Origin of the sequence: Microbacterium sp., from assembly GCF_031988965.1 — a bacterium.
Taxonomy (GTDB): Bacteria; Actinomycetota; Actinomycetes; order Actinomycetales; family Microbacteriaceae; genus Microbacterium.
Genome location: NZ_DALZXX010000042.1, coordinates 1 through 13356, shown reverse-complemented (window position 1 = coordinate 13356; position 13356 = coordinate 1). Strand labels below are relative to the sequence as shown.

The window sequence follows — 13356 nt, the reverse complement described above, 5'->3', positions numbered from 1 at the left end:
CGTTCGCGCCCACCACGGACCCTGCGCCGATCGTGATGGGTCCGAGGATCTTCGCTCCCGCCCCCACGGCGACGCCGTCGTGGAGGGTGGGGTGCCGTTTGCCGTGGTCGCGGGTGCGTCCGCCGAGAGTGACTCCGTGATAGAGCATGACGTCGTCGCCGATCTCGGCGGTCTCGCCGATGACCACGCCCATGCCGTGATCGATGAAGAATCGTCGACCGATCCTCGCGCCGGGGTGGATCTCGATCCCGGTCAACCAGCGCGAGACCTGTGACGTCGCGCGAGCCAGCAGGCGGAGCCGACGGCCCCAGAGCGCGTGCGAGACGCGATGCGCCCAGGTCGCGTGGAGGCCGGGATAGAGCAGCGCCACCTCCGCGGCGCTGCGCGCGGCGGGGTCGCGAAGGCGTGCTGCCGCGATGTCCTCGCGCATTCGGCCGATCATGCCCATCCGACGGATCAGGCTTCGCGCAGGTGCTCGTACAGCGCAGTCGACAGGTATCGCTCGCCGAACGAGGGGATGATCACGACGATCGTCTTGCCTGCGGCCTCCGGGCGCTGCGCGACCTGCAGGGCCGCCCAGATCGCGGCACCGCTCGACATGCCCACGAGGATGCCCTCCCTGCTCGCCGTCTCCCGTGCGACACGGATGGCATCGTCGAACGTGACGTCGATGACCTCGTCGAGGACGTCACGGTCGAGGATGGGCGGCACGAAGTTCGGCCCGATTCCCTGGATCTTGTGCGGTCCGGGGTGCCCCTCGGTCAGGATGGGGGAGTCCTTGGGCTCGACGGCGACGATCTGCACGCCGGGGACGCGCTCCTTCAGCACCTGGCCGACCCCGGTGATGGTTCCGCCGGTACCGATGCCGGCGACGAGATAGTCGACGGAGCCCTCCGTGTCACGGAGGATCTCCTCGGCCGTGGTCCGGCGGTGGATCGCGGGGTTCGCCTCGTTGGCGAACTGCTTCGCCAGCACGGCACCCGGCGTCCGGGCCGCGATGGCCTCGGCCTCGGCGACCGCGTGGGTCATGCCCTTCGTGGGGTCGGTGAGCACGAGCTCGGCGCCGAATGCCTTGAGGAGCATGCGTCGCTCCTTCGACATCGACGCGGGCATCGTGAGGATCACGTTGTAACCGCGTGCTGCGCCGACCATCGCCAGAGCGATACCGGTGTTGCCGCTCGTCGCTTCGACGATCGTGCCCCCGGGCTTCAACTCGCCCGACGCCTCCGCCGCGTCGACGATCGCGATGCCGAGCCGGTCCTTCACGCTCGAGGCCGGGTTGTAGAACTCCAGCTTGGCGAGCACCGTGGCGCCCACGCCCTCGGTGACACGGTTCAGACGAACGAGGGGGGTGTTGCCGAAAGCGGTGGTGATGTCGGGGTGGATGCCGGACATGTGAAGGCCTTCCTGTGGTGGGGGACTGCGGGTCCAGCCTAGGTGAGCCACCCCGGACGTCGGGCATTGTGACACCGTTCCGGCTCTACGCTGGAGCACATGCCTGAGACCACCCTCGCCTCCCTCGTCCACGCCGCAGCCCAGCGACTGGCCGAGGCGGGGGTCCCCGATCCGCTCGTCGATGCGGAGCTGCTGGTCGGGCATGTGCTCGGCGCCCGGCGCGGTGAGGTGCAGGCGGCGATCATCCGCGGCGACGTGGCCGATGATTCCGAGCAGGAGGCGCTGAACGCTCTCGTGGTGCGTCGCGCGGCGCGGGAACCCCTGCAGCACATCACGGGGACGGCACCGTTCCGGCACCTCGAACTGGCCGTCGGCCCCGGAGTGTTCGTACCGCGCCCCGAGACGGAGACGGTCGTGCAGTTCGCGATCGACGCTCTCCTGAGCGCGCCCGAGCCGGATCCTGTCGCGGTGGACCTCGGCACCGGCAGCGGAGCCATCGCGCTGGCGATGGCGACGGAGGTTCCGCATGCCCGCGTGTTCGCGACGGAGCTCTCGCCCGACGCCTATCCCTGGGCGCGCCGCAACACAGAGGGGGTGGCGAACCTGACGCTCGTGAACGAGGACCTCGCGCACGCGTTCCGCGACCTCGACGGCACGGTCTCGGTGGTGATCTCCAACCCGCCCTACGTCCCCGACGCGGCGATCCCGCGCGACCCCGAGGTCCGTCTCTTCGATCCCGCGATGGCGCTCTACGGGGGAGAGGACGGTCTCGACATCGTCCGCGTGCTGAGCGTGCGTGCACTGGAGCTGCTGCGACCGGGGGGTCTGCTGGTCATCGAGCACGGCGAGCTCCAGGGCGAGGAGATCCGCAGCATCCTCACCCGCGACGGGTGGCGGGCCGCCGCGACCCATCGCGATCTGACCCTTCGCGACCGCGCGACGACTGCGCTCCGCCCGTGATCGTGCCGTCACCGAGTGCCCAGGCAGACCCCGGCTAGAATCGAGTCGTCATGTCCTCCATCTTCGATTGCGGCGACGACGGTCAGCTCCTCGCCGGAATGCGTCACGCGCGCCAGGCCATCAGTCGCGGCGAACTCATCGTCATGCCCACCGACACCGTCTACGGGGTCGCCGCCGACGCGTTCTCCCCGCAGGCCGTGCAGCGGCTGCTCGACGCCAAGGGGCGAGGGCGCAACCAGCCGCCGCCCGTGCTGATCGGCTCGGTCGAGACGCTCGAGGCTCTCGCCGAGTCCGTGCCCGAACCCGTGCGCCGTCTCGTCGACGCGTTCTGGCCCGGTGGTCTGACGATCGTCCTGCCTGCTCAGCCCTCGCTCGCGTGGGACCTCGGAGACACTCTGGGCACCGTCGCCGTGCGCATGCCTGAAGGGCGGGTCGCTCTGGAGCTGCTCGCCGAGACCGGGCCGCTCGCGGTCTCGAGCGCCAACCTCACCGGTCTCGACGCCGCGACGTCCGCCGAAGACGCGGAGCGGATGCTCGGAGACAGTGTCTCGGTCTACCTGGCCGACGGAGTCAGCGAGACCGGAATCGCCTCGACGATCGTCGACGCGACCTCGCTCGTCGCGCGTGCGCCCGACCCTCGCACCGGCACGGTCCGGGTGCTCCGCGAAGGAGCGATCAGCCGCGAGCGTCTCGAAGAGGTGCTCGGAGACCTGCTCGAGCCGGCTCCGCCACAGGAGGACGCGGACGGGGATTCGTGAAGCAGTATCTCTTCACCGTCATCATCACCGCCGCGATCACGTTCTCGCTGACCTGGGCGGTCTGGAAGCTGAGCCTCCGCTTCAAGCTCTATCCGAGCATTCGCGAGCGCGACGTCCACACGACTCCGACGCCCCGCCTCGGCGGGGTGGCGATCTTCCTGGGAATCGCCATCACGATGGCGGTCTCCGCCGCGAACCCCTTCTTCGCGACGATCTGGATGCCGCCGCAGACGATGTGGTCGATCCTCGCCGCCGCTCTGCTGATCGCGGTGATCGGGGTGGTCGACGACCTGTGGGACCTCGACTGGATGATCAAGCTCGGCGCCCAGTTCCTGGCGGCCGGCATCATCACCGTGGGCGGCGGACTGCAGATCCTGTCACTGCCGTTCGGTGACCTCATCGTCTTCTCGAGCTGGTTGAGCATCACGATCACGATGTTCGCGATCGTCATCGTCATGAACGCCGTGAACTTCATCGACGGCCTCGACGGTCTGGTGGCCGGGGTCTGTCTGATCGCCAACGGCGTCTTCTTCGCCTACTCGTACATCCTGACGCGCGACACGGGCGCCTCGAGCTACTTCAACCTCGCATCCTTCCTGGCCGCCGTGCTGATCGGAGCGTGCCTCGGCTTCCTGCCGTTCAACTGGAGCCCGGCGAAGCTCTTCATGGGCGACTCCGGTGCGCTGGTGCTCGGCCTGCTCATGGCGACGTCGGCGATCGCCGTGACCGGTCAGCTCGAGCCGTCGGCCCTCGACCTCGAGCGCCTCGGTCGTTCCCAGCTGCTGGGTGCGTTCATCCCGATCCTGCTCCCGCTCCTGGTCGTGCTCCTGCCGCTGCTCGACTTCGGTCTGGCGGTCCTGCGTCGCATGAACGCGGGCAAGTCCCCGTTCTCGCCAGATCGCAAGCATCTCCACCACCGCATGCTCGACCTCGGGCACCGCGATCGCGACGCCGTGCTCATCTTCTACGCCTGGACCGCGGTCATCTCCCTCGCCGTCCTGCTGATGTACGTCGGCGCCCGCGAGGACTGGCCGGGGCAGTATCTGCCGGGCGTGGCCTTCGGCGTGGTCGGCATCGCCGCGTGCCTCGTCATCACCCTGAATCCCTCGCGCCGCCGGAAGACCGCGGCGTCTGCTGAACCCGACCCGAAACCCGTGGAGTCCCCGTGAGCCCGAGCCCCGTTTCCAGCAACCCGATCCTGCGGAGGACCCTGATCTGGTCGGCCGTGTCGATGGTGATCCTCGCGCTCGTGGCCGGTGCGATCGGTCTTCTCGTCGGTGGGGGAGAGGGTCTCATCAGCGGCCTGCTCGGTGTCGTGCTCGCGATGCTGTTCCTCGGCATCACGGCACTCAGCATCCTGATCGCGAACCGCTGGTTCGGCGACCCGCTCTACGTGCAGCTGTTCTTCGCGATCGTGCTGGGCGGGTGGCTGCTCAAGCTCGGGCTCTTCGTCGTGATCATGATCGTGCTCAGCGGTCAGCCGTGGGTCCACCCGATGGTGTTCTTCCTGTCGATCGTCACGGGCGTCGTGGCGACGCTCGTGATCGACGTGATCGTGATCACCCGGATGCGGTTGCCTAATGTGAGCGACGCGTCGCTGCCGACCGAAGTGCCGACCGACCGTGCCCCCGGCGTCGAGCTGCCCACCGTCGTGCCCGAGGACCGCGCTCCGGGGCGGCATCACATCGTTCCCGAGACTCGCGACCCGGAAGGCCCCGACGAAGAGGCCCCGCGGTCTTAGGGCACCCTCTTATTCTGATAGTGTTGAGACGTGCCCGCCGCTCGCCCGCGAGCGCTTGCGCTTGAAGCACACCGACCATCGTCGCCCCGGTTCTGACCGGTGCCCCGAAGCTGGAGCCCGCGCTGTTCAATCTTGCTGCGACCCTGATGCCCAAACTCGCCTCTGACGGCGAGTTCCACGGACCTTCGATCGACGAGTTCTTCCCGGAGATCCTCTTCGAAGTCGCGGGTGTTCCCGTGCACCGAATCCACCTGGTGCAGTTCATCGCCGTCGTGGCGGTCGTGCTGATCCTGGTTCTCGGAACCCGCCGGATGAAGGTCATCCCCGGCCGCTTCCAGAGCGTCGTCGAGATGGGGCTGGACTTCGTCCGCACCAACATCGCGCACGACCTGCTCGGACGCAAGGACGGCAACCGATTCCTTCCGATCCTCACCACGATCTTCTTCATGGTGCTGTTCATGAACATCACGGGAATCATCCCGTTCCTGAACATCGCCGGAACGAGCATCGCCGCGGTGCCGCTCACGCTCGCTCTCGTGAGCTACATCACCTTCATCTACGCCGGTATCAAGAAGAGCCCGGTGGGCTTCTTCAAGAACGCACTGTTCCCCTCGGGCGTGCCGTGGCCGGTCTACATCATCGTGACGCCGATCGAGTTCCTCTCGACCTTCATCATCCGTCCCGTCACCCTGATGCTCCGACTCCTGATGAACATGGTCGTCGGACACATGCTCCTGGTGCTGTGCTTCGCGGCCACCCAGTTCTTCTTCTTCACCGCAGGTGGCGGCTGGGCCGCCCTGGGTGTCGGAACCCTCGCCTTCGGCGGCGCCTTCACTCTCTTCGAGATCCTGGTCGCCGTCCTCCAGGCATACGTCTTCACCGTCCTCACCGCGGTCTACATCCAGCTCGCGGTCGCAGAAGAGCACTAAGCCCACTAGGCACTGAGCGGGTCGGCAACTGCCGGCCCACCCAACGAAAGGAAAAACCCGTGGACGCTACTACGGTTCTCGCAGACATCAACGGTCACCTCGCTTCGGTCGGCTACGGCCTCGCAGCAATCGGTCCGGCCATCGGTGTGGGCATCGTCGTCGGCAAGACCATCGAGGGTGTCGCTCGTCAGCCCGAGCTGGCCGGCCGCCTCCAGGTCCTCATGTGGATCGGTATCGCCTTCACCGAGGCGCTTGCATTCGTCGGCATCGCCGTCGGATTCATCCCCTTCCCGTAATCCGAACCGACTTCTGAAGGAGACAGGATGCTGAACGCTCTTGTCACGAACCTCGCAGCAGAGGGTGAAGTACACAACCCGCTGATCCCTGCGTGGTACGACATCATCTGGTCGGGCCTGTGGTTCCTCGTCATCCTGGTCGTCGTGTGGAAGGTCGCCCTTCCGAAGTTCACGGCGCTTCTCGACAAGCGGTCCGCCGCGATCGAGGGCAACATCGCCAAGGCCGACGAGGCACAGAAGCAGGCTGAGGCCGCACTCGAGGAGTACACCCGGCAGCTCGCCGAGGCGCGCACCGAGGCCGGCGAGATCCGTGAGGCCGCCCGTGAGGACGGCAAGAAGATCGTCGCCGAGGCCAAGGAGACCGCTTCGAGCGAGGCAGCTCGCATCACGGCGACCGCGCACACGCAGATCGAAGCCGAGCGCCAGACCGCGCTCGTCTCGCTGCGCAGCGAGGTCGGAACGCTCGCGATCGACCTCGCCGGTGGCGTCGTCGGCGAGACGCTCTCCGACGATGCGCGCGCGACGGCTGTCGTGGACCGCTTCCTCGCGGACCTCGAGGCATCCGAGAAGGCGGCTCAGTAATGGGCAGCGCGTCCACTCAGGCACTCGCGGCATCCACTCAGGCGCTTGCCGCAGCGAAGGACATCACCCTCGACACGGCGAAGGAGCTGTTCGCAGCCGCCCGTGCCGTGGGCGATTCGTCCCAGCTGAGCGGCGCGCTCGCCGACCCCGCGGCCACGGCCGTGGCGCGACAGAACGTCGTCGCAGCGGTGTTCGGCGGGTTCTCTCAGAATGCCCAGAGCCTTCTGAAGACCGTCGTCTCCGAGCGCTGGTCCTCGGCCGCCGAGATGATCGACGGCATCGAGGAGCTCGCGATCCGCGCCGCAGCGGTTGCTGAGCCGACGGTGGACCTCGAGGGTGAGCTGTTCGGCTTCTCCCGCGTGGTCGCCGCGAACTCGGAGCTCGAGCTCGCGCTCGGGAGCCGGCTCGGCAAGCAGGACGCCAAGGGCGGTCTCGTGGAGCGGCTTCTCGCAGGCGGCGCCAGCGCAGCGACGACTCTGATCGTCTCTTCTCTGGTCAGCCGTCCGCGTGAGCGCCGGGTTCGTCAGCTGCTCTCCCGTGCCACGCGCATCGTCGCGAGCCAGGGCGAGCGGGTGGTGGCGACGGTCCACACGGCAAAGCCCCTCAACGACGCCCAGCGCACGCGACTGAGCGACGCACTCTCGCGTCGCTACGACGGAACCGTATCGCTCAACGAGGTCCTCGACCCCGCAGTCGTCGGAGGCCTGCGCGTGCAGATCGCCGATGACGTCATCGACGGAAGCATCTCCGCCCGTCTCGCCGATCTTCGCCAGAAGCTCGCCGGCTAACACGACTTCGCGCGGGGAACCGCGCACCCAGATACAAAGGGAAGACAATGGCAGAACTATCGATCAGCCCCGACGTCATCCGTGACGCGCTGAAGGACTTCGCCGCAGCATACGAGCCCACTGGGGCAGCGGCGACCGAGGTCGGCACCGTCATCGACGCCGCCGACGGCATCGCACACGTCGAGGGACTGCCGGGCGTGATGGCGAACGAGCTCGTCGCCTTCGCCGACGGCACCAAGGGCCTCGCGCTCAACCTCGACGAGCACCAGATCGGTGTGGTCGTGCTCGGTGACTTCACCGGCGTCGAGGCCGGACAGGAAGTCACCCGTACGGGTGAGGTCCTCTCGGTTCCCGTCGGTGACGGCTACCTCGGTCGCGTCGTCGACCCGCTGGGAAACCCGATCGACGGACTCGGCTCCATCGCCACCGAGGGGGTGCGCGAGCTCGAGCTCCAGGCCCCCGGCGTCATGCAGCGCAAGTCGGTGCACGAGCCCATGCAGACCGGCATCAAGGCCATCGACGCGATGATCCCCGTCGGCCGTGGCCAGCGACAGCTGATCATCGGCGACCGCCAGACCGGTAAGACGGCCATCGCGATCGACACGATCATCAACCAGAAGGCCAACTGGGAGTCGGGCGACGTCAACAAGCAGGTGCGCTGCATCTACGTCGCAATCGGTCAGAAGGGCTCGACCATCGCTTCGGTGAAGGGCGCGCTCGAAGAGGCCGGCGCTCTGGAGTACACCACGATCGTGGCCGCTCCGGCATCCGACCCCGCAGGTTTCAAGTACCTCGCTCCGTACACCGGTTCGGCCATCGGCCAGCACTGGATGTACGGCGGCAAGCACGTCCTCATCATCTTCGACGACCTGTCGAAGCAGGCTGAGGCCTACCGCGCCGTGTCGCTGCTCCTGCGTCGTCCGCCGGGCCGCGAGGCATACCCGGGTGACGTCTTCTACCTGCACTCCCGTCTGCTCGAGCGTTGCGCGAAGCTCTCCGACGAGCTCGGCGCGGGATCGATGACCGGTCTTCCGATCATCGAGACCAAGGCCAACGACGTCTCGGCGTACATCCCGACCAACGTGATCTCGATCACCGACGGCCAGATCTTCCTGCAGTCCGACCTCTTCAACGCCAACCAGCGTCCGGCTGTCGACGTGGGTATCTCGGTCTCGCGAGTCGGTGGTGACGCTCAGGTCAAGTCCATCAAGAAGGTCTCCGGAACGTTGAAGCTCGAGCTCGCGCAGTACCGCTCGCTCGAGGCCTTCGCGATGTTCGCGTCCGACCTCGACGCGGCTTCGCGTCGTCAGCTCTCGCGTGGTGCGCGTCTGACCGAGCTGCTCAAGCAGCCTCAGTACTCGCCGTACCCCGTCGAGGAGCAGGTCGTCTCGATCTGGGCCGGCACCAAGGGCAAGCTCGACACGCTCGAGGTCTCCGACGTCCTGCGCTTCGAGCGCGAGCTGCTCGACTACCTCCGTCGCAACACGAAGGTCCTCGACACCCTGCGCGAGACCAACGTCCTCGACGACGACACGGTGGCTGAGCTCGACAAGCACACCGACGCTTTCCTCCTGGAGTTCCAGGGTGGCAAGGGACACGCCATCGGCGCTCCCGGTCACGAGGAGCACGCTGCAGCCGAGGCTGATGACGTCAACCAGGAGAAGATCGTCAAGGGTCGTCGCGCGTAATCGCGTGAGGAACTGAATTCATGGGCGCTCAACTCAGGGTCTACAAGCAGAAGATCTCTTCTGCTCAGACGACCAAGAAGATCACGAAGGCGATGGAACTCATCGCGGCTTCGCGCATCCAGAAGGCAATGGCACGCGTCAAGGCGTCCAGCCCCTTCGCGCGAGCCGTGACGAGGGCCGTGTCCGCCGTCGCGACGCACTCGAACGTCGACCACCCGCTCACCCGTGAGCCCGAGACGATCCGCCGCTCCGCGGTCGTGATCTTCTCGTCGGACCGCGGTCTCGCGGGAGCCTTCAACTCGCAGATCCTCCGTGAGGGTCTCGAGGTTGCAGAGCTCCTTCGCGGGCAGGGCAAGGAGCCGGTGTTCTACCTCGTCGGCCGCAAGGCCGTCGGCTACTTCCAGTTCCGTCGCATCGCGGCGGCTGCGGAGTGGACCGGTGACACCGACACCCCGTCGTTCCACACGGCGGAGGAGATCTCGGCCACGCTGCTCGAGGACTTCTCGCGCGGTGCCGACGAGGGTGGCGTCGACGAGATCCACCTCGTGTACAACCGCTTCGTCAGCATGATGACGCAGTCGCCGGAATCCGTGCGTCTGCTTCCGCTGGAGATCGCGGAAGCCGATGACTCGGAGGCAGGTAGCGCCGTCTACCCGCTGTACGAGTTCGAGCCGGATGCCGAGACAGTCCTCGACGCGATCCTGCCGGTGTACATCCAGAGCCGCGTCTTCAACGCTCTCCTGCAGTCGTCTGCCGCCAAGCAGGCTGCGACGCAGAAGGCGATGAAGTCGGCCAGCGACAACGCCGACAAGCTCATCACCGACTACACCCGTCTGCGCAACAACGCGCGTCAGGCGGAGATCACGCAGCAGATCGCGGAGATCGTCGGCGGCGCCGACGCACTCTCGTCGAGCAAATAGACCATCAGGAAAGAGACGAAAATGACCACCACCGCCACGGCTGACCAGCCGGCGACCGCGGTCGTCGGGCGCGTCGCACGCGTCAACGGTCCGGTTGTCGACATCGAGTTCCCGCACGACTCGATCCCCGACATCTACAACGCGCTGAAGACCACGATCGTCATCGGCGAGGAGTCCACCGAGATCACCCTCGAGGTCGCTCAGCACCTCGGTGACGACCTGGTTCGCGCCATCGCACTGAAGCCGACCGACGGCATCGTTCGAGGCCAGGAAGTGCGCGACACCGGCGAGGCCATCTCGGTCCCCGTCGGTGACGTCACCAAGGGCAAGGTCTTCAACGTGATCGGCGAGGTCCTGAACCTCGAGCCCGGCGAGACCATCGAGGTCACCGAGCGCTGGCCGATCCACCGCAAGGCCCCGAACTTCGACCAGCTCGAGTCGAAGACCACCATGTTCGAGACCGGCATCAAGTCGATCGACCTCCTGACGCCGTACGTGCTCGGTGGAAAGATCGGTCTGTTCGGTGGAGCCGGTGTCGGAAAGACCGTTCTCATCCAGGAGATGATCCAGCGCGTCGCGCAGGACCACGGTGGTGTGTCGGTGTTCGCCGGTGTCGGTGAGCGCACCCGTGAGGGCAACGACCTGATCCACGAGATGGAAGAGGCGGGTGTCTTCGACAAGACGGCCCTCGTGTTCGGCCAGATGGACGAGCCGCCGGGAACGCGTCTGCGCGTCGCCCTCTCGGCTCTGACGATGGCGGAGTACTTCCGCGACGTGCAGAAGCAGGACGTGCTGCTCTTCATCGACAACATCTTCCGCTTCACGCAGGCCGGTTCCGAGGTCTCCACGCTGCTGGGCCGCATGCCCTCCGCCGTGGGTTACCAGCCGAACCTCGCCGACGAGATGGGCCTCCTCCAGGAGCGCATCACCTCGACCCGTGGCCACTCGATCACCTCGCTGCAGGCGATCTACGTGCCCGCCGATGACTACACCGACCCGGCACCGGCGACCACGTTCGCCCACCTCGACGCCACCACGGAGCTCTCGCGTGAGATCGCGTCGAAGGGTCTGTACCCGGCCATCGACCCGCTGACCTCGACGTCGCGCATCATGGACCCCCGCTACTTGGGCGAGGACCACTACCGCGTCGCCACCACGGTCAAGCAGATCCTCCAGAAGAACAAGGAACTGCAGGAGATCATCGCCATCCTCGGGGTCGACGAGCTCTCCGAAGAGGACAAGATCGTCGTGTCGCGTGCACGTCGCATCCAGCAGTTCCTCTCGCAGAACACCTACATGGCCAAGAAGTTCACGGGTGTCGAGGGTTCGACCGTCCCGCTCAAGGAGACCATCGAGTCGTTCGATGCGATCACGCGCGGTGACTTCGACCACGTCGCCGAGCAGGCCTTCTTCAACGTCGGTGGCATCTCCGACGTCGAAGAGCAGTGGGCGAAGATCCAGAAGGAGAACGGCTGACCATGGCGCTGCATGTCAGCCTCGTCTCCGCGGATGCGGAGGTCTGGACGGGAGAGGCGAGCCTCGTGGTCGCCAAGACCGTCGAGGGTGAGATCGGCTTCATGACCGGTCACGAGCCGGTGCTGGCGATCCTCGCCCAGGGCGAGGTCCGCATCACGCAGACGGATGGCACCAAGGTGCTCGCCAACGCACAGGACGGCTTCCTCTCCATGGAGAGCGACGTCCTGACGATCGTGGCAGGCAACGCGGCTCTCATCGCCTGAGCAGTTCAGTTCATCGCGTCCGCCTCGACATCCTCCCGGGTGTCGAGGCGGACGCGTCTGTATGACCGAGGTTCCATGAAGATTCTGCTTCCACCTTCTGAGACGAAGCGGCCTGGCGGAGCCGGTGCCCCTCTCGATCTGGAGGCGCTGTCACTCCCCGGCTTGCGCAACGAACGTCAGGCTGTGGTGAATGCCCTCATCGAGCTCGCCGCCGACGAGGAGGCGTCTCGCCGTGTGCTCAAGCTGAGTGTCACGCAGGCCGGTGATGTCGCGCACAATCGCGCCCTCGCTGTCTCGGCCACGATGCCGGCGGTCGATCGCTACACCGGCGTCCTCTATGACGCGCTCGATGCCGCGACACTCCCGCTCGCTTCGCGCCGGTGGCTCTCGAGCCATGTCTGGATTCATTCGGCTCCCTTCGGCCCGGTCGGGGCACTCGACCCGATTCCGACGTACCGTCTCGCGGCGGGTGTGTCGCTGCCGGGTGTTCAGGCGCTCCGCAGGCACTGGTCGGGCGCGACGAGCACGGCGATCGAGGCCGAGGAGCCGGACTTCGTGCTCGATCTGCGCAGTGAGGCATACGTCGCCCTCGGACCCGTGCCGACGTCGGTGCCGTCGGCCTATGTGCGGGTCGTGACCGAGCACGGGCGTGCGCTCAACCACTTCAACAAGAAGTCCAAGGGGCTGCTCGTACGGGCTCTCGCGGAGGACCGTGCCCGTGTTCGCTCCCGCCGTGCGCTTCTGACGTGGGCGCACGAGCGGGGCTTCGTCCTGAGGGAGTCCTCGGACGACGCCGTGGTGGAGCTCGTCGTCTCGGAATGACGGTGCACGCCGCGCGCGTGACGGCCCGCGGCGTGGATCGTTGCCCGTAATATCGGCGCACCGCTATGGTGGGTGACGCGGCGCGCACGGCGCCGCTCCATCGGATCCGGAGGGGATCATGTACGACGATTACTACGGTTACGGCGGGCTCTCGGGCGGCGCTCTGGTCGCCCTGATTCTGCTTTATACGGTCTTGCCTCTGGCCATCTACGCGATCTACTCATGGTTCTACATGAAGATCTTCGAGAAGGCGGGCGTGCAGGGCAAGTGGCGCGCATGGGTGCCTGTGTACAGCTCGATGATCTTCTACAAGCTCGGTGACCTCAGCCCGTGGTTGCTGCTCTACGTTCTCGGCGGTTCTCTGGTCGGTGCGATCATCCCGTTCCTCGGCTGGTTCCTCATCCTGCCGATCGTCGCGATCGCTGCCAGGATCCTCGACCTGATCGCAGCCTGGCGCGTCGGACTGAAGCTCCAGAAGGATGCCGTCTGGGTGGTCCTCTACTTCTTCCTGCCGGTCGTCTGGCTCGGCATCAACGCCTTCGACAAGTCGCGGTGGAACCCGAACATCGTGCCGGCATCGTGGGCGGCGAACAAGCTGCTCGCCGACACCACCGTGTGGCAGGGCGTCCCCGTGCAGCCGCGTCCTGCGGCACCGCAGGGCTACGGCGCTCCCCAGGGCTACGGCGCTCCGCAGGGTTACGCGCCTCCGGCTCCGCAGGGCTATGCTCCGCCGGCTCA

16 protein-coding genes are annotated in these 13356 nt (G+C 66.6%); 14 read left to right on the top strand and 2 right to left on the bottom strand.

Annotation, left to right across the window (positions count from 1 at the left end):
* The coding region (gene epsC, locus RTM68_RS09480; RefSeq protein WP_312170343.1) for a serine O-acetyltransferase EpsC at nt 1–448 on the bottom strand (448 nt) is incomplete at its 3' end.
* Between the two features lie 8 nt (nt 449–456).
* On the bottom strand, nt 457–1395 hold the full coding sequence (gene cysK, locus RTM68_RS09475; RefSeq protein ID WP_312170341.1) for a cysteine synthase A: 939 nt from the start codon (nt 1393–1395) through the stop codon (nt 457–459).
* Nucleotides 1396–1494: 99 nt separating this feature from the next.
* Between cysK and prmC the strand changes: the two genes are divergently transcribed.
* From prmC to RTM68_RS09405, 14 genes are all read left to right on the top strand, one after another.
* Entirely contained in the window at nt 1495–2355 is an 861-nt protein-coding gene (gene prmC, locus RTM68_RS09470; protein WP_312170339.1) for a peptide chain release factor N(5)-glutamine methyltransferase, read from the top strand.
* Between the two features lie 50 nt (nt 2356–2405).
* Nucleotides 2406–3113, top strand: coding sequence for an L-threonylcarbamoyladenylate synthase (locus tag RTM68_RS09465; protein ID WP_312170337.1), 708 nt, complete (start codon nt 2406–2408; stop codon nt 3111–3113).
* On the top strand, nt 3110–4282 hold the full coding sequence (locus RTM68_RS09460) for an MraY family glycosyltransferase (RefSeq protein WP_312170335.1): 1173 nt from the start codon (nt 3110–3112) through the stop codon (nt 4280–4282). Before RTM68_RS09465 ends, RTM68_RS09460 begins: the two co-directional genes overlap by 4 nt.
* Entirely contained in the window at nt 4279–4854 is a 576-nt protein-coding gene (locus RTM68_RS09455; RefSeq protein WP_312170333.1) for a hypothetical protein, read from the top strand. The genes RTM68_RS09460 and RTM68_RS09455 overlap by 4 nt, the downstream gene beginning before the upstream one ends.
* 146 nt (nt 4855–5000) lie before the next feature.
* Nucleotides 5001–5783, top strand: a complete 783-nt coding sequence (gene atpB, locus RTM68_RS09450) for a F0F1 ATP synthase subunit A (protein ID WP_194764268.1) — start codon at nt 5001–5003, stop codon at nt 5781–5783.
* A gap of 59 nt (nt 5784–5842) precedes the next feature.
* Entirely contained in the window at nt 5843–6079 is a 237-nt protein-coding gene (gene atpE / locus RTM68_RS09445; RefSeq protein ID WP_042541851.1) for an ATP synthase F0 subunit C, read from the top strand.
* A gap of 27 nt (nt 6080–6106) precedes the next feature.
* The gene (locus RTM68_RS09440) at nt 6107–6661 is read left to right on the top strand and encodes a F0F1 ATP synthase subunit B (protein ID WP_194764267.1); all 555 of its coding nucleotides are present in this window, start codon (nt 6107–6109) and stop codon (nt 6659–6661) included.
* On the top strand, nt 6661–7449 hold the full coding sequence (locus RTM68_RS09435; RefSeq protein WP_312170330.1) for a F0F1 ATP synthase subunit delta: 789 nt from the start codon (nt 6661–6663) through the stop codon (nt 7447–7449). Before RTM68_RS09440 ends, RTM68_RS09435 begins: the two co-directional genes overlap by 1 nt.
* A 47-nt stretch (nt 7450–7496) precedes the next feature.
* Complete coding sequence (atpA, locus tag RTM68_RS09430; protein ID WP_194764265.1) at nt 7497–9137, top strand: F0F1 ATP synthase subunit alpha; 1641 nt, start codon at nt 7497–7499, stop codon at nt 9135–9137.
* Between the two features lie 20 nt (nt 9138–9157).
* A complete protein-coding gene (locus RTM68_RS09425) occupies nt 9158–10057 on the top strand; it encodes a F0F1 ATP synthase subunit gamma (protein WP_053095762.1) in 900 nt (299 codons plus the stop codon).
* A gap of 21 nt (nt 10058–10078) precedes the next feature.
* Entirely contained in the window at nt 10079–11533 is a 1455-nt protein-coding gene (atpD, locus tag RTM68_RS09420; protein WP_194764264.1) for a F0F1 ATP synthase subunit beta, read from the top strand.
* A 2-nt stretch (nt 11534–11535) separates the two neighbouring features.
* Nucleotides 11536–11796, top strand: a complete 261-nt coding sequence (locus RTM68_RS09415; RefSeq protein ID WP_056308253.1) for a F0F1 ATP synthase subunit epsilon — start codon at nt 11536–11538, stop codon at nt 11794–11796.
* Between the two features lie 75 nt (nt 11797–11871).
* The gene (locus RTM68_RS09410) at nt 11872–12618 is read left to right on the top strand and encodes a peroxide stress protein YaaA (protein WP_312170325.1); all 747 of its coding nucleotides are present in this window, start codon (nt 11872–11874) and stop codon (nt 12616–12618) included.
* A gap of 118 nt (nt 12619–12736) precedes the next feature.
* Nucleotides 12737–13356: large exoprotein (locus RTM68_RS09405; protein ID WP_312170324.1), on the top strand; the 620-nt coding region annotated here is incomplete at its 3' end.